The following is a 16,837-nucleotide window of genomic DNA, read 5'->3' as shown; positions in this document are numbered from 1 at the left end:
AGGTTATTGCTCATGTCGTTATCAACTCCGGGGTCGCAGACAAGAGACCAGATTCTTGAACGGTACTATGAAACGCTCAGCTACACGCCATATGCAGTACAGGAAGAGGCTCTTTTCGCGTGGTATACGTCAGGCACTGGCGTGCTGATTTGCGCTCCCACGGGAACCGGGAAGACGCTGATTGCCGAAGGGGCCATTTTTGAAGCTCTGCAGAATCAGAAGACGGTTTATTACACCACACCCCTGATCGCATTAACGGATCAGAAGTTTGCGGAAATTCAGGAGGCGGCCGAACGCTGGGGATTTTCACGTGATGATGTGGGACTCATTACAGGAAACCGGAAGGTCAACCCCGAGGCCAAAGTGCTGGTCGTCGTGGCGGAAATTCTGTTGAACCGGCTCCTGCATCCTGATGCGTTTGATTTTTCAAATGTCTTTGCTGTGGTGATGGATGAGTTCCACAGTTTTTCCGATCCTGAGCGTGGCATTGTCTGGGAATTCTCTCTGTCGCTGCTGCCGTCGCATGTCCGGTTGATGCTTCTTTCAGCCACCATTGGCAATGCGAACCCGTTTGTGACCTGGCTGCATCGTTGCCACAACCGACGCCTGGAACTGGTGGTTGGCACTGAGCGAAAAGTCCCGCTCACATTCCAATGGATTGGCGACCAGTTTGTCACCGAGCATCTGGAATATATGGCACAAGGCGAAGGAGAAGGCCGTCGCACTCCTGCGCTCGTTTTTTGTTTTGACCGGGAACTCTGCTGGAGCACGGCTGAGGAACTGAAAGGCCGAGCCATCCTTCAAGGGGATCAACAGAAACAATTGGCCGTCCGGTTGAAGGATGTTGATTTCAAACATGGTGTCGGCCCCAAGCTGAAACAATTGCTCCATCGTGGCGTGGGAGTTCACCACGCGGGTTTATTGCCAAAGCATCGGCGACTGGTGGAAGAACTATTCCAGCAGAAGCTTCTTTCCATTTGTGTCTGTACAGAAACATTGTCGGCGGGGATCAATCTTCCTGCTCGATCGGTTGTCATGACCTGCTTGTTGAAAGGGCCGCCCGGTAAAAAACGTCTGATCGACGCCAGTCTGGCCCATCAGATCTTTGGACGTGCAGGGCGGCCACAATTCGATAAAGAAGGCTATGTCTACGCGCTGCCGCACGAAGATGATGTGCGTATTGCCCGCTGGAAAGAAAAATACGACCAGATCCCGGAAGACACTAAAGACCCTCAACTCATTAAGGCCAAGAAGGCGTTAAAAAAGAAAATGCCGACTCGCAGTCAGGGTCGGCAATACTGGAACGACGCGCAGTTTGAAAAACTCAAGACGGCCCCGCCTCGTGATCTGGTCAGTCAGGGGGAGTTCCCTCTGCGATTAGTGGCTTATCTGGTGAAGCTTTCCCCTGACGTCGCACGCATTCGCACGCTCATCCGTAAGCGATTGATGGAACCTGGCAATCTGGTGGCTTGTGAACGAGACTTCGATCAACTGTTGATCGATATGCACCATGCGGGATTTCTGGAACTGGAACCACCACCGCCTCTCCCAGCTTCCCTTGAGGCCAAAGATGATGCGTCCCCTTCAGAAGGAAGGGAAGAATCTGCCCCGGAATCACAACCAGAAAAGCTGAGTTGGCTCTCCCAGCACTTACAAAAATCCCTTGATGAAAAGCGGAAGGCGCAGGGGAAAGCTTCTGCCACCGAACTGAAGCAGCAGGATGAGGGCGAAAAAGATGTCTATCGGGCGAAGTTCGCGAAGCCCACGCCACTGTTGGATCGCATGTTTGCGTTTCGCAGTATTCATCCGCTCTATGGTGTGTTTTTAGCCGATCACTTCGAGAAAGCTGACCGGCTCGAATGGATTCTGGCCATGGAAAGCGTCCTTGAGTTTCCCCGATCACTTGTGAGATCGGTGCGAATTCCGCCCCCTAAATTTTTACCGCCGGGAACTCTAGCCAACGAAGTGCTGGATCCGGAAATCATCGCACGAGGGATTCTTCCGGCAGGTGACCTTTACCCTGAGTTTGATCACACGCTGCCGCCCGAAGAACGAAAGTATGCACCAACGCTTCCCGAAAAATTGCTGATGCTTTTTCAGTCGGAATATCCGGGGATTTCTGTTCCGATGACCCCGGTCTTTGTGGTGGCTGATCTGGAAGCATTTGGATTCAACTTTTACAAGCTGATTAACGGTCGAGATCTTGGAAAGCAGGAAGGGCTGGTTTTCAAGCATCTGCTCCGAATGGTGCTGCTGCTAGAAGAGTTCGCTGATTGTCCCCCGACCGGTCGTGATCCGGAAGCATGGCGGGCAGAACTCATTGAACTGGCCACCAAGATTTCCTGGAGTTGTGAAGCTGTTGACCCACAAAGTACAGAGCAGACGCTCAAAAGCACCACGAAGGGAGATGTGCTGCAGGGCGAGACGGCAGATGTTCCCGTGGCCCATACCGTTGAGTTGCCCCATCGACCTGCGGGATTCGGTGAAGCTGATGATGACGATGCTTCAAAAGCGAATTTTGTGGAGACCAAGGACAATCATCTCCCCAACGATGATTTTGGCGAAGGATTGGAAGAGGAGGCCCAGGCCAATCCCGCAGAGACGACTGGTCACGAAGAGGATGTGGCATGACCGGGGGGATTATTGACATCCACCTTGCGAAAGCGGCCTGCCGCGAAATGGCCCGGAAAAGCCGCTTGGCGATGCCCCATCGAGAGCAAGCCAGTCGACAAATCATGGAACGCCTGGAACAACTCGACGAATGGAAAAATGCCCGTTCCGTGCTGGTCTATTTATCAATGGGAAGTGAAGTCGACACGTGGCCGCTGGTGAGAAAAATGCTGCAATTGCGGGCCATCAACCCCGGAGCGGCTCAGCGTCTGGCCATCCCCTGGTGTGAGGGCAATCATCTTTCGTTGTTCTGGATAGAGAGCGAAAGAGAATTAGTCGCAGGCGCCTTTGGTATCAAAGAACCTGCCCCAAATTGGCGGCAACGTTCTGAACGCTGTTGTCAACCAAATGAGATTGATCTGATTCTTGTACCGGGCCTGGCGTTTGATGAATCCGGAGGAAGGCTCGGTCAGGGACGTGGCTATTACGACCGCCTCTTGACTCAGCTACCAATCACCACACAGAAGGTTGGCTTGGCCTTTGAAACGCAACTCGTGCCTGCGATCCCCACAGAACCGCATGATCAGTCCTTGGATCTCATTCTTACAGAACAGCGAATCATTCGCAGATCACGATGAGCAGGGCCAGATTCTCTGCGTTTTTTTCTGACAACTTTTATAAAAGCATCCATGGCTCCTTCATTTTTTCCAACGAGGAGCCATGGATCAAGCGTTCAAGACTACTTGAGATCGTAAGCGACTTCATCGCCGATTTTTGCACCGATAGACTTGCGCAGATCTTCCGCAGCGGCCTTCACTGTTGCATCAGGGCCAGTCAGCTTGAGAAAAAAAGTCCCTTTTTCAGGCACGACCAGCATGACCGAAATGGCGCGAGTTCCTGGAACAGCTTTGGTTTTCCCTGCAATTGGCGGCCCTACAGGTTGGTTAAATGTTCCGAAAATGTCACTGACATAATATTCACCCTGTGGTGAGGTTCCTTTAGTGATCTTGACGTCACGACCCTCAGCAGCGAACTGGGCGACCCATCGATTGAGATTGGCATCGACGGCCCCGCCAAACGAACTAATGACAAGTTCCGCAGAGGCGTCCGGCGTTGCTCCGGGAACGACAAACTGCGCCAGTCGCATGCTGTTAGCCGGCGGTTGCGAACCCCACGCGGTGGGAATATTGAGCTTGATTCCTTTGATCTCGATCGCTTCCGTACTGCTGGCTTTATCGGCAGCAATAGAGACCGGTGATGCCATGGCCATGAGGGCAAGGACTGCGAAAGAGAACGTGGTACGAAGAATTCCATTTGAAGTCATGCAAAGGCTCCTTGTGGTCTGCCAAACTTGAATAGCGAGGTTGAACAGGTTGTAAAGTCCGACAACAAAAGACGCGCTATCGTATCGAATCCCAAGTGAAGGCTGTGACGCGGCACTTGTTCATTCCAGGACAAATCAGATTCTCTGGGACATCACACAAGTTTGCGCGTGAGAGGTCAAGGAAGCGTTGCTGCTTCACGATGAGGATTGGCTGATATCTGAACGAAGAGGTGCTTATAATCTCTCAAATCAAACCAACTCAAAAGGAATTGCCAGCGTGCCAAAATTCTCTGTCATCCTTCCCGCTGCAGGTAAAAGTTCGCGATTCGGACAAGCAGGCGCCAGGCAGTCTGCCATTGACCCTTCTCGGAAAAAGGTCTTTACCGAGTTGAAAGGACGACCGGTCTGGCTGCGGGCGGTTGACCATTTTATTGAGCGGCCCGATGTGATCCAGGTGATTGTTGTGTTGTCACCAGAGGATATTGACTGGTTCAAAGAAAAGTTTCGTCCCCATCTGGCTCTCATGAATGTCGAATTGTGTGAAGGCGGAGTCGAACGCGCCGACTCGGTCATGGCTGCTCTTGCGAAGGTCAAACCAGAAGCTGATTTTGTGGCGATTCATGATGCTGCCCGGCCACTGATCAGCAAGGTCTGGATTGACGATGTTTTTGCCGCTGCTACTCAGCAGGGGGCTGCGATTCTCGCTCAGAAGGTGACCAGCACTGTCAAGAGAGTTGGCCAGCAGGGGCGAATTGAAGCCACATTGCCACGCGAGCAGCTTTGGCTGGCGCAAACACCGCAGGTCTTCCGAACCCAACTTCTCAAAGAGGCCTTTGCCAGCCGGGGAAAAGCACAACCCACCGATGAAGCCCAATTGATGGAAGAAGCGGGCCATCAGGTCGTGGTCGTCGAGTGCTCCGCGATCAATCTGAAAATTACAACCCCTGATGACCTGCGCATGGCGCACGCTTTGATCGATCAACTTCCCAGAGAGCGATCCATCGAATCACTGCTCAAGCCTCAACCTACTAACCTGGCGGATCTATAGTGAAGCTGAAACCTTGTCCTGATTTGTCAGGTCAAGCAATGATCAATCCTGCGAGGTCAGTAACACGGGCTCGGGAACTGGTCGATTGAGTCAGCATATTTTTAAGAACCTGATGCTTTGGTTTCTTCTGCTGTTGAGGCAGGACCCTCGGCTTCAGTCGTGTCTGGTGTTTTGCTGGTGGACTCCGTCGCAGCCGGCGAGGGTGACTCGATCACGGCTTTCATGTTGGATAAACCCTTCTCAAAGTCTTTGCCAACCATGGCATCGATATTCATGAATAGTCCTATGGCCTTCCCCATGAAGTTCTGAGGGCCATACATAGACCAGATCACCTGGGTTTGGTCACCTTCCGGGGCAAACTGAAATTCGCTGGTATTCACGCAAGCCATTGGCCGAATAAATTCCAGGTTGATTTTGACGAGTTCACCCGGCTTATTGTCAACAATGGTCATTTTTCCCTGGCCGACTTCGTCATTGCCTGACCATTTGAAAATCGCCCCTTCACCCGCTTCAGGGCCTTCAAATTCAACGGTTGATTTGGGATCAATCTTGGCCCAGGGTGACCAGGCTTCCCACTTGTGAAAATCACTGACATGCCCGGAAACCTCAGCCGCAGGGGCCTTGATCAGGATTTTTCGCGTAATCTTAAATTCGTTGGGTTGCATCGCGACAATCCCCATAAAGAAGACCGTCAGCCCGACAAAGACTCCCAGAACGATTAACAGTTTTGACCGCATGGTGCATTCTCCTGACAGGTCACGCATCGATGGTTATCAGCTTCAACAAAACAGGTCGCTAACATAACCAATATCAGGAGATGCTGCCCGCATGAAAATGATCACTGATTCAAACGGAACACTGAGGCTCTAACAACCAGTGTTGCCTGCGACAGCTTTTCATCGCCAGGCGATCCTGGTTCTGCGAGAGAAACCGCTCTCTGTCACAAACCGATTGTGTCTTAACGGAAAAAAATCGGATGCCGCGGAATACCATTTGATTGAAACTGCGACTGATATTGTGAAGAGGGCTGGACAGGGCGCACTGCGATAAATGTGTCGTGAACACCTTCGCCGATTCGATTCAGCTTGGTCTGTAGTAGATCAAGAAACTCGTGCAACCCTTGCTGGATGACGTCGTCCACCGTGGTGTAGGCCAACTCGGAACGGAGTTGACCCACACGCTGTTCGGCGACATTGCGAAACGTGTCTAGCGGAGTTCCTGAAATGGCATGCAGGGCATTTTCTACGCCAATCACTGAATAATTGATCGCCCGAGGAAAATGGCGATCCAGCAACAGGAACTGGGCAACACGCGAAGGTGTGATGGCATGGAACTGTTTGGAATACATTTCCATCGCACTCACCGATCGCAGTACGGCCTGCCATTGGAGATCGTCGGTCGGTGATCCCACATCATGCACCGTAGGGAGCAGTAGATAATACTTGACATCAAGAATTCGCGAGGTTTTGTCGGCCCGTTCCAGCAATCGCCCTAATCGGCTGAAGTTCCAGCCTTCGCCCCGCGACATGGTGGCGTCAGTAATGCCCTTAAAGAGGTGAGAAGCCTGCTTGACTTCATGGAAGAAATCAAGTGGTGATGCCTTAATACCAGCGTTGGTCGAAGCCTCACGAACCATATAGTAAAAGAGATTCAGTTGTTCCCACATTTCGCTGGAAATGGTCTCTCGCACTGAACGAGCGTTTTCTCGCGCGAACTTGAGGCATGAGCGGATCGAGCCAGGGTAGTCAGAATCAAAAGCGAGAAACTCAATGACACTGGCCTGATTTGCCTCCCCATACTTTTCACGGAAGTATTCGTGATCGCCTGTCGTATAGATCAGCGGAGGCCATGCGTTCTGATGAGACTGTGGCAGGTCAAGCATCAGATTAAACGTGACGTCCATGAACCGTGCCAGATTTTCAGCACGTTCGATATATCGACTCATCCAATAGATCGCATCGGCAACACGGCTGAGCATTGAAAATCTTCCGACAGGCGAACGGGGAGGATGTAAAAACCTTAGACCCGTTTCCGGGTCGGTGTGGCGGCATATGTACGTCGTTTGTTCTGGGAACTATGGGTTTTACGCCGCCAGAACGTTTCTGATAAAATGTTACAGATGAGAGGGGGCTGCTCTCGCAGTTTCGTCAAAAGTCCCCCCAGATCTGGCTGACTAAGGAGCGGGTGGTTGAGCTTGCAATTGCTCCTGATTGGTCGCTATGACCCATGTGTCTTTGCTGCCGCCTCCTTGTGAAGAATTGACCACCAGTGACCCTTTTCTCAGGGCGACTCGCGTCAAACCTCCCGGAAGAACAAAAATCTCTTTTCCATATAGGATATATGGCCTCAAATCCACATGCCGGCCTTCGAAACGCTCTCCACAAATCGTGGGGACACGCGAAAGGGAAAGCGTCGGCTGTGCAATATAGTTACGGGGTTTAGCCTTGATCAGTTCCGCAAATTGATCTTGTTGTTCCTTCGTGGAATGCGGCCCAACCAGCATGCCATAGCCACCAGATTCATTAGCCGCCTTGACGACAAGCTCGTCCAGATGCTTGAGTACATAGTCTCGTTCTTCAGGTTTTTCGCAGATATATGTCGGCACGTTGGGAATGATGGCTTCTTCATTCAGATAATACTTGATGATCTTCGGGACATAGGCATAGATGACTTTGTCGTCAGCCACGCCTGTTCCCGGAGCATTAGCGAGCGCGACACGTCCAGCCCGGTAGACATCCATCAGGCCTTCTACACCCAGCATTGAATCGGGGCGAAAGGCTTTCGGGTCGATAAAATCATCATCGATTCTCCGGTAGATCACATCGACGGGTTCCAGTCCCGACGTTGTCCGCATAAAAACACGGCCTTCAGTCACGACGAGGTCTCGCCCTTCAACCAACTCGATCCCCATCTGTTGAGCCAGGAAAGAGTGCTCATAATAGGCTGAGTTAAAGACTCCGGGAGTTAAAATGACAACGCGCGGGTTGGCCACATCGCGAGGAGAGAGATGCTCCAGCATTCTTAAGAGTCGCAAGGGATAGTCGCCAACCGGCCGCACGCGGCTCATATCGAAGACCTGCGGGAAGGTTCGCTTCATGATCGAGCGATTTTGCAGGACATAAGACACCCCCGAAGGGCACCGCAGGTTATCTTCGAGGACATAAACCTGGCCATCGCCACCACGGACAAGGTCTGTTCCAGTGACATGGCACCAGATTCCATGCGGAGGATTCAATCCCTGGCATTGGGAGCGATAGCTGGTGGCTTCCAAAAGGGTCTCAGCCGGTATAATGCCATCTTTGATGATCTGCTGGTCGTGGTAAATATCGTTGATAAATAAATTCAGAGCCTGAATTCGCTGCTTCAACCCTTTTTCCAGCCATTCCCATTCGGTGGCCTGGACGATGCGTGGCACGATGTCGAACGGAAAAATCCGCTCTGCGCCCTGGTTGTCTCCATAAACATTAAAGGTAATGCCCAGTTGCAGCAACAACCGCTCGGCAGCGGCCTGTCGACGCACGAGTTCCCCCGGCGGTAACGAATTGATTCGCTGGATCAATGGCCCGGCTTCCGAACGAGGCGAGTCGTTGTCAAAAAACAGCTCGTCGTGGAATCCTTCGGTCTGGTAATCAGCAAAATTGAGTGCAACATCGGAAAGGGATGCAAGCGATGGATTCATGAATGTGGTCCTGTGTGGGATTCCAATGAAACAGTCGCTATCACTCGGCGAAAAATATGCAGGATGAAAACGAATCGGAGCCTGAAACAATTAACCAGCAGTCGCAGCAAAACCGGGAGGAGATTCAAATTCGTCTTCAGGCATCACATCGACGGAAATAGTCATGGTGTGATGCCCCCCTCCAATAAAGACTCCTTTAATCGGACAAACATCCGTGTAGTCACGGCCCCATGATGTCGTAATGTGCTGGTCAGATGCCATCGTATTATTTGTCGGATCAAAATCGACCCAACCCGCTTCGCCACAATACGCAGACAACCAGGCGTGAGACGCATCAGCTCCGATCAACCTCGCTTTTCCGGGAGGAGGAGTCGTGCGGATGTACCCACTCACATAACGAGCTGCCAATCCCATGGATCTCAGGCAGCCTATCTGCAGATGAGCAAAGTCCTGGCAAACCCCTCGGCGGCTATCCAGAACTTCCTCAAGAGGACTGTTCACGGTTGTGGCCTTAGGGTCATATTTGAAATCATGAAAAATTCGTGCCGTTAAATCAAGAACTGCTGAAACAATAGGCTTCCCTGGCGAGAATGAGGGAGAAGCATACTCTCGCAGGCTAGAAAAGACATGAATCGAAGGTGAGTCTAAACAGAACTGCATTGCATCAAGGCAGTCGTGCCCGTCTGCGCGGCACAGACGCTCAACCACTTGCTCCCAAGGAGGTGAGTTCATCGGTACGATGGTTGGTCGGGCAATCACCTCAATATGGCTGGTGGATTTCACAATCAGCCGTCGGTGAGGCCTTTGTATGGCGAAGTAATGTTCAACATTTCCAAAGAAGTCTGTCCGTCGCACCACAGCCGCCGGTCGTGGTCGCACAGCGACGCGGTGCTCAAAACATCGCTGTGTCAGCATGTTTCGAGGAGCCAGATGTACCACATTGTGGCATATGGCGATGGGATCGGTATAGCTGTAATCAGTGATGTGGGTGATGCGGTATTCCATACGTGCGGCCTGAGTTGATAATAGCTCACCATGCGGGCAAAAGTTCGCGATGAGTCAGCGCTTCATGGGAGAGGACAGAAACAAGCTCATGCTTGCGGATTACACATTTCCAGGATCGAGATCATCGTCATCGAGCATGCTGGAATTGGTGCCTGTTGTTTTGGAGCGAGGGTTCGGAAGGTTCCATTCGTTGGCCTTGATTTTTCGTGGACGGACATCCGTCAATTGCTGTGCAGAAACAGCATGCAGGAGATACTGATGGGTGATGGCATTGGAAATCCGTGGGAGCAATCGGGAGAGCCGCCCCAGTCGGGTATCGATTCGATCACGGAAATTCACTTCATTCGCCCGTGTCAATTCGTCTGAAGAGATCAGTTGCAACTGACTGACCCCATTAAGAATCAGGCGCTGTTCGGTCGTTCTGAGTGGAGCCGTTCGATCGCGAGGTAATTGATCGATGTGTTGTGATAAGGTCAGTAGCTGGAAAATGACCGAACGAGGGTTCGTCTCGTCGGTCATAATCAAATCTAACACAGGTGGCAATTGAATCCGGGTGAGATAGCGAGTGCGATAGGTGATCAAACTGTCGGCCACTTCCACAACGGATTCCAGGACGGCCGACGAGTTCATGAATTCTGGTACCAGCAGGTTTCTCCCGAGAACCAATGTCTGCATGGCTCGCTCAATACGACGGCCAATATCAAGAAATCGCCAGCCCAGTGTTCGGGTGGTGCTTTCCATCGACAGTCCGCTGAGAGCCGAAAGATCGCCGACCAGACGATTAAGCTGCTGGAGAACATCGGCAAAATCCGTCGTACCTCCTGCGCGACGCCGTTGGAATTCGCGATAGATCCGGTTGATGGTTCGCCAGCTATCGAGTGAAAGGCGTTCACGCACCAGTGAGGCGACATGATTCAGTTGACTCAAGGTCGCTTTCAGACTGAACGGCTCTCGCTCGTCAAAAATGGCTGGCGGTAACAAATTTTCAATCGCGGGAAGGTGTTTCCGAAAGTCTTGTAAGGCAAAGCTGGGTTCAATTTGCCCCCCTTCAGCAAGGCATCTCATGAGGATGGCGACTTCCGGCACATTACTTCCCCCTGACTCGCCAGTCAGGCGACTGATCAGCGTTCGTAACAGGCGAGCCGAACTTTCTGCCCGTTCGGCAAATCGGCCGACCCAGAACATGTTGTCAGCCACGCGGCTGGGGAGTTCAGCTCCGCTGCGACGTAAAGTTATCGCCGCTCCTGGAGGGGACAGCAGCGTGATTTGTGGCACCGGGCCATCGCTCAACACCCAGCAGTCCTTGGCACCTTCTCCCATGGAGACGGACTGATCAATCGTGTGAGATTGCGGCGAGCAACGAACAAGCCCGCCCGGCATCGCAACATAACCAGAATTTGACGCAACCAGATAAGTTCTCAATCCCAAATGCCATGACTGCCAGGAATCATTCAGCAGCACTGGGGCTTTTGATCGTTGAACCACCTCTTGCCCGACATATAACTGTGGACGGGAGGTTAATGCTGCGAACAGAGCATCCCGCTGAGCCTGAGACATTTCCGACGGGCGGCCAGAAGGAAGGTTCGAGTGAGAAAACGCCGGTCTGATCCACAGATGATGGGCATGTTCGCGTACGTAGCTTAATGACTTCGGGTCACCGCACCACCAGGTTTTGGAAGATTCAATTTCCAGATCAGTTCCCAGCCAGTTTCGGGCAATCTGCGGAAGATAAGCCATGATCGCCGGTGATTCGAGCAAGCTGCTTCCCAGCGCATTCGCCACAGCACATTGACGTGCTCTCAAGGCTTGAACCAGTCCGGTCACTCCTCGAAAAGAATCACTTCTCAATTCCAGGGGATCACAATCCAGATCATCCAGACGGCGGAATAGCACATCCACCGGTAAGAGTCCTCCCAACGTTTTCAGCATGACCTGCTGATCACGAACGGCGAGGTCTTCCCCTTCGACAAGCGTATAGCCTAGATAGCGCGCGAGATAAGCGTCTTCAAAAAAGTTAGGGTTCGTCGGCCCCTGACTCAACAGCACGATACGAGGGTTGTCGCGATGGTCGTAAGCCATCTTCTGCAATAATTCTCGCAATGCGATAAAGAACGGTGCCAGCCGCTGAACCCGTTGATCGCGGAAAACCTTGGGATAGATGCTCGATCCGACAATCCGGTTTTCCAGGGCATAGGCCACACCCGAGGGAGCCTCTGTCCGGTCAGCAACGACGATCCAGTTTCCCTGGGGATTTCTGGCCAGTTCGGAAGCATAAATCTGGAGCCACTGATGCTGGACAGGCGCCGGAAGATCATGCAGCGCCCGCGAGTAATGAGGATTACCAAACAGCAGTTGCGGGGGGAGCAAACGTTCGCTGAGCAAACGCTGCTCGCCGTAAAGATCCCGCAGAATCATGTTTAACAGATACGCCCGCTGTGACAGACCACGCGAAAGTTTCTGCCATTGATCAGGAGGGATGATCAGGGGAATGACATCGAATTCCCAAGGACGATTGCGGCGTTCTGTGTCACCGTGTGACGTGTAGGTCACACTGTTTTCATGAATTGTCCGCTGGGCCTGTTGCCGGCATCGCAGCAACTCCACTGGCCCCATCTCTTGCAGGGCATCAGCAAGATGTGTGACATGTGGACGAAGTGTTCCCGGGCAGGCAAAGTATTCATCGTATAGGCCATGAGCAACAGGATAACTGTCAATCAGGCCATCGGTCAGGCCGTTTCTAAGAACGGTTCCAGGTGCTTGAGTCATCGCGCGCGGTCGATCTTTTGCACAAGTGGCGGCTAAGGAAGCCTGGCTAAGTCTCTGCTGTCACACATCTCGAGTGTCTGCTGGATACTGATGTGAGGCTGATTCTGTCAATACGCTTAGAGGACTTGCCATGAAATCTGTGGGCATCCACAGCATGATTTCGCTGTATGATTTCACAGTGAAGGCCCACAAATCTTAACAGCGCCGATCCACAAGCCTTACCATCAGGCCATGCACAAACACATCCACTCACGAACAGGTTTCAAGAGGCGATGATCGATTACATGAACATAGGGGCAGAGGGGCGCCGAAGATCCAGTGTGAATGGATACTGATGATTTGTATGCTCCGGGGGGATGCGGATTTTCCCCGCGGTGTGATTCATTTTGAAGAATCGGTTCATCCGGCGACTCTCAGCTTCATAGGAATTGACAGGAAAGACGTCATAGCCGCGACCACCGGGATGAACCACGTGATATTGAGCACCACCGACCGACCGATCCAGCCAGGTATCAATGACATCAAAAGTGAGTGGAGAGTGAATTCCAATGGTCGGATGCAGGCATGAGGGGGGCTGCCAGGCTCGGTATCTGACTCCTGCAACATATTCAGATTCTGTCCCCGTAGGATGCAGGGGAATACGACGACCATTGACAGTCAGGACATGCCGGCCGGGCGTCATGCCGCAAACCTTGACCTGAAGTCGCTCCACCGAAGAATCCACATATCGGGCTGTTCCGCCAGGGGAACCTTCTTCACCCAGCACGTACCAAGGCTCGAGAGCTGTACGGAATTCGATATGGACTGACCCCAAAGAGAGTTCACCGATTTTCTGGCAACGGAACTCGAAATGGGGATCAAACCATTCAGCTTCCACGGAGAATCCCGCGTTCTGAAGCTCACCCACCACACATTTGAAGTCTTCTTCAAGAAAGTGCGGCAGCATAAATCGATCGTGAAGCGAAGTCCCCCAATGCACGACAGGATGTCGGTAAGGTTCTTCCCAGAACCAGGCCACAAGCGAGCGGATCAGCAGTTGCTGAGTCAGGCTCATCCGGGCATGCGGCGGCATTTCAAACCCGCGAAACTCCACCAACCCCAGTCGTCCGGTAGAACTGTCAGGTGAATAAAGTTTATCGATGCAGAATTCAGAGCGGTGGGTATTGCCTGTGACGTCAATCAGCAGGTTGCGGAAAATTCGATCCACTAACCAGGGGGGAACAGCCGTGTGGTCAGGGATCTGTTCAAATGCCAATTCCAATTCATAGAGCGTGTCGCGACGTCCTTCATCCACGCGCGGAGCCTGGCTTGTCGGGCCAATAAACAATCCCGAAAACAGATATGATAGCGAAGGATGATTCACCCAAAAGGAAATCAGGCTGCGAAGCAGGTCAGGGCGGCGCAGAAAAGGGCTATCAGCCGGCGTCTTTCCACCGAGCACAATATGGTTTCCGCCGCCGGTTCCGGAATGCCGGCCATCGAGCATGAATTTTTCTGTTCCCAGTCGGGACAGACGTGCTTCTTCATATAGCCCGGTCGTTAATTCCGCGAGTTCAGTCCAGGTCTCTGTGGGAGGGGTGTTGACTTCAATCACCCCTGGGTCAGGCGTGACTTTCCAGACCAGCAGTCGAGGGTCATAAGGCGGGAGATAGCCTTCGACAGCCACCGGCATGGAGAGTTCTGTCGCTGTCTCCTCGATAGCAGCAATCAGTTCCAGGAAGCACTCTGCGGTTTCAACGGGAGGAAGGAACACAAAAAGCCGGCCATCACGCGGCTCTACCACCAGCGCCGTTCGCACCCAGCTGTCAGAAAATTCAACCGGAGCAGGGGAAACCCACTCGGGATGTCCAGTGGAACCCTGGTCATGACCATTTTGCCCGTGGCCATTCCCATCAGGGCCATGACCATTTTGCCCATGGCCAGAACCATTCCCATTGCTGCCATTCTTAACCGAATCAAAGCTTCCATAGGGGCTAGAAGCGGCTCCACCATCGTCACCGGTGATTCGTGTTCGCCGGGCAGTCGACTTGAGAGAGACACCTTCGCCGAAGCCCCAATGCTCTGCAGAAGGAGTATCCTGTCCCAACTCGTTGCCCAGATTTTGTGCTGACCACAAATTGGCTCCACTTGTCGAAGCGATACCAACAGGAACCGTTGGAACCGTGGCCTGGATGGCTCGGCGCAATGATTTGGGAGTAGGCAAGGGGGGCAGTGGTTCGAGTGGATCCCGTGTGAGCAATTCGCTGAATCGTTCATCGGAAATATAGGGGAGTGAATCCAGCGGCAAGCGGAAACCCATCGCAGAGTCGCCGGGGAGCAGATAAAACTGATCCCTTCGGACAGGCCATGCAGCCGTCATCCAATGGGGCGTGCTGCTCCAGCGATTACGGCGTAGAGGCAGGACGCAACCCGTTGGTTTCCCGAGTCCCCGCTCAAAGAGGCGGACAATCCGCTCTCGTTCTTCCTGATCTTTCAGCTTGTTATCAAAGACGTCGACATTGATCGGCAAACGCATCTCACGCATGGCGTAGTACGCCACATCTTCGTATCCATTGACAATCGTGCTGGTGGTGACTTCCAGATTTTTGGCCAGCGTTTCGGTGAACTGGCGGGCATCATCGAATGTGAATTCGTACTTCGTGGTTTCATCAGCCATCAATTTGGGCTGACGCCAGACAGGAAGGCCATCTTTACGTGCGATCAGAGTGAAAGCCCAGCGGGGGAGTGGTTCCCCCGGATACCATTTTCCCTGGCCGTAGTGGAGTAAGGCTCCTTGTGCAAATCGCTCACGCAGTCGACGGGAAAGCACATCGGCTCTCATCCGTTTGGTCGGGCCAACGGCAGCCGTGTTCCATTCATCGCCTTCCATGTCATCGATCGAGACGAAGGTCGGTTCACCCCCCATTGTGAGGCGGACGTCTGCCGCCTGGAGGTGGCGATCAACGTCATTTCCCAGTCGTGTAATCCGCTGCCACTGCTCGTCTGTGTAGGGCTTCGTAACGCGGGGATCTTCATGGACGCGAGTGACTTCCATCTGAAAGTCAAACTTGGTTTCGCAGGGATCAACCAACCCGGTCACAGGAGCGGCCGAGGAAGGCTCTGGGGTGGAAGCTAAAGGGATGTGTCCCTCACCGCAGAATAGCCCCGATGTCGGATCCATTCCCACCCAGCCTGCACCGGGAAGATAAACTTCAGTCCACGCATGCAGGTCAGTGAAGTCCACTTCTGTGCCAGAGGGGCCATCAAGTGCCTTGAGATCTGGAGCGAGCTGGATCAGATATCCTGAGGCAAACCGGGCCGCAAATCCAAGCTCTCTCAGAATTTTCACCAGCAGCCAGGCCGAATCACGGCATGACCCTGATCGCTTTGAAAGCGTCTCTTCCGCACTCTGGACTCCCGGTTCCATCCGGATCACGTAACAGATATCGCGATGAACCTGATGGTTCAGTTCCACCAGAAAAGTGATCGTTCGTTGAGGCTTCTTGTCAACGGTCTCCATGTAAGCTTTGAGAAGTGGGCCTGCTGATTCCGCAGAGCGGTAAGCGGTCAACTCGGACTGTAACCATTCCTCGTATTTGAACGGGAATGTCTCAGCATATTCCTCTAAGAAAAAGTCAAAGGGGTTGATCACCGTCATGTCGGCAATGAGATCAACGCTGACACTGAATTCCGTTGTCTGTTTATTGAAGACCAGCCGGGCAATATGGTTCCCGTGAGGATCCTGCTGCCAGTTCAGAAAATGGTCTTTTGGCTCGATATTCAGCGAATACGAAACAATCGGCGTGCGGCAATGGGGCGCGGGCCGTAACCGGACAATGTGTGGCCCCATGTTGACGAGACGATCGTAGGTGTAGACCGTTTTATGGTGGAGAGCAGCGCGAATGGTCATGTGATCTCTGGTTTGCTTAGGCCGTTGTTGTGGAAAGTGGAGTTGCCGCAAAGATCCAGAAGATTGTCTGGATTTGGAGTTTTGCCAACGTGTCCACTGATAAGTTCAGGTCGAATGATCTGTATGGTTTTGACAACATCACTGGAGACACAACCCGCGTCTGTCACCACAATTTGTCTCAATGATAGTTCACAAACGGCAACAAGAATTGTTTCGACAACAGCTTGAGAGAAACGTCACCTTCGTCTGGCGAGGCCAAATTTCCTTCCATTCACTCTCCTCTAGCAATTTCCATGCATTGTGAGGCAGGAAACAGGGAGTTTGCTATGAAAACTTGGGTTTGGAGTCCGGCAGGTTAAAAAATAAGCAAGATGGACACGGTCTGGTCGGAGTTTTGCTACACAATTAATCAACAGTGCGGTGGTTGCAGGCATGGTTGGGCGGGGTGTTAGTCAACTGAAGGACGTTTTAGACGTGATAAAGTTTCAAAAATCATTCTTTATGGGCCGGAAACCA

At 52.5% G+C, this 16,837-nt stretch carries 10 protein-coding genes; 3 read left to right on the top strand and 7 right to left on the bottom strand.

The window, feature by feature from the left end; genetic code table 11:
• Positions 1 to 12: 12 nt before the first annotated feature.
• On the top strand, positions 13 to 2,631 hold the full coding sequence (locus SH287x_RS08355) for a DEAD/DEAH box helicase (RefSeq protein WP_479518228.1): 2,619 nt from the start codon (positions 13 to 15) through the stop codon (positions 2,629 to 2,631).
• Entirely contained in the window at positions 2,628 to 3,248 is a 621-nt protein-coding gene (locus SH287x_RS08350) for a 5-formyltetrahydrofolate cyclo-ligase (RefSeq protein WP_479518226.1), read from the top strand. Before SH287x_RS08355 ends, SH287x_RS08350 begins: the two co-directional genes overlap by 4 nt.
• A 101-nt stretch (positions 3,249 to 3,349) precedes the next feature.
• Here SH287x_RS08350 and SH287x_RS08345 read toward each other — a convergent pair whose 3' ends face one another.
• A complete protein-coding gene (locus SH287x_RS08345) occupies positions 3,350 to 3,934 on the bottom strand; it encodes a hypothetical protein (protein ID WP_479518224.1) in 585 nt (194 codons plus the stop codon).
• Between the two features lie 277 nt (positions 3,935 to 4,211).
• On the opposite strand from SH287x_RS08345, the gene ispD reads away from it, so the two are divergent.
• The gene (gene ispD / locus SH287x_RS08340; protein ID WP_479518222.1) at positions 4,212 to 4,982 is read left to right on the top strand and encodes a 2-C-methyl-D-erythritol 4-phosphate cytidylyltransferase; all 771 of its coding nucleotides are present in this window, start codon (positions 4,212 to 4,214) and stop codon (positions 4,980 to 4,982) included.
• 101 nt (positions 4,983 to 5,083) lie between these two features.
• On the opposite strand, the gene SH287x_RS08335 is transcribed toward ispD, so the two are convergent.
• The 6 genes from SH287x_RS08335 to SH287x_RS08310 all read right to left on the bottom strand — a co-directional run bounded on the left by SH287x_RS08335 (position 5,084) and on the right by SH287x_RS08310 (position 16,321).
• Positions 5,084 to 5,719: an SRPBCC family protein gene (locus SH287x_RS08335; RefSeq protein ID WP_479518220.1), complete on the bottom strand. Its 636-nt coding sequence runs from the start codon at positions 5,717 to 5,719 to the stop codon at positions 5,084 to 5,086.
• 221 nt (positions 5,720 to 5,940) lie between these two features.
• The gene (locus SH287x_RS08330; protein WP_479518218.1) at positions 5,941 to 6,960 is read right to left on the bottom strand and encodes an alpha-E domain-containing protein; all 1,020 of its coding nucleotides are present in this window, start codon (positions 6,958 to 6,960) and stop codon (positions 5,941 to 5,943) included.
• Between the two features lie 195 nt (positions 6,961 to 7,155).
• On the bottom strand, positions 7,156 to 8,661 hold the full coding sequence (locus SH287x_RS08325) for a circularly permuted type 2 ATP-grasp protein (protein ID WP_479518217.1): 1,506 nt from the start codon (positions 8,659 to 8,661) through the stop codon (positions 7,156 to 7,158).
• Between the two features lie 90 nt (positions 8,662 to 8,751).
• Positions 8,752 to 9,666, bottom strand: coding sequence for a transglutaminase family protein (locus SH287x_RS08320; protein ID WP_479518215.1), 915 nt, complete (start codon positions 9,664 to 9,666; stop codon positions 8,752 to 8,754).
• Between the two features lie 99 nt (positions 9,667 to 9,765).
• A complete protein-coding gene (locus SH287x_RS08315; RefSeq protein ID WP_479518214.1) occupies positions 9,766 to 12,432 on the bottom strand; it encodes a circularly permuted type 2 ATP-grasp protein in 2,667 nt (888 codons plus the stop codon).
• Positions 12,433 to 12,712: 280 nt separating this feature from the next.
• Complete coding sequence (locus tag SH287x_RS08310; protein ID WP_479518213.1) at positions 12,713 to 16,321, bottom strand: transglutaminase family protein; 3,609 nt, start codon at positions 16,319 to 16,321, stop codon at positions 12,713 to 12,715.
• Between the last annotated feature and the right edge of the window lie 516 nt (positions 16,322 to 16,837).

It is taken from the genome of Planctopirus sp. SH287, from assembly GCF_056500625.1.
The sequence above is the reverse complement of the archived record's forward strand: the minus strand, read 5'-3'. Positions and strand labels throughout refer to the sequence as shown.

What these genes read in the sequence shown, in the direction of transcription:
- SH287x_RS08330 (WP_479518218.1), bottom strand. Translation starts at nt 6,960, where the DNA reads ATGCTCAGCCGTGTTGCCGATGCGATCTATTGGATGAGTCGATATATC.
- SH287x_RS08335 (WP_479518220.1), bottom strand. Translation starts at nt 5,719, where the DNA reads ATGCGGTCAAAACTGTTAATCGTTCTGGGAGTCTTTGTCGGGCTGACG.
- SH287x_RS08355 (WP_479518228.1), top strand. Translation starts at nt 13, where the DNA reads ATGTCGTTATCAACTCCGGGGTCGCAGACAAGAGACCAGATTCTTGAA.
- SH287x_RS08345 (WP_479518224.1), bottom strand. Translation starts at nt 3,934, where the DNA reads ATGACTTCAAATGGAATTCTTCGTACCACGTTCTCTTTCGCAGTCCTT.
- SH287x_RS08320 (WP_479518215.1), bottom strand. Translation starts at nt 9,666, where the DNA reads ATGGAATACCGCATCACCCACATCACTGATTACAGCTATACCGATCCC.
- SH287x_RS08315 (WP_479518214.1), bottom strand. Translation starts at nt 12,432, where the DNA reads ATGACTCAAGCACCTGGAACCGTTCTTAGAAACGGCCTGACCGATGGC.
- SH287x_RS08325 (WP_479518217.1), bottom strand. Translation starts at nt 8,661, where the DNA reads ATGAATCCATCGCTTGCATCCCTTTCCGATGTTGCACTCAATTTTGCT.
- SH287x_RS08350 (WP_479518226.1), top strand. Translation starts at nt 2,628, where the DNA reads ATGACCGGGGGGATTATTGACATCCACCTTGCGAAAGCGGCCTGCCGC.
- SH287x_RS08310 (WP_479518213.1), bottom strand. Translation starts at nt 16,321, where the DNA reads ATGACCATTCGCGCTGCTCTCCACCATAAAACGGTCTACACCTACGAT.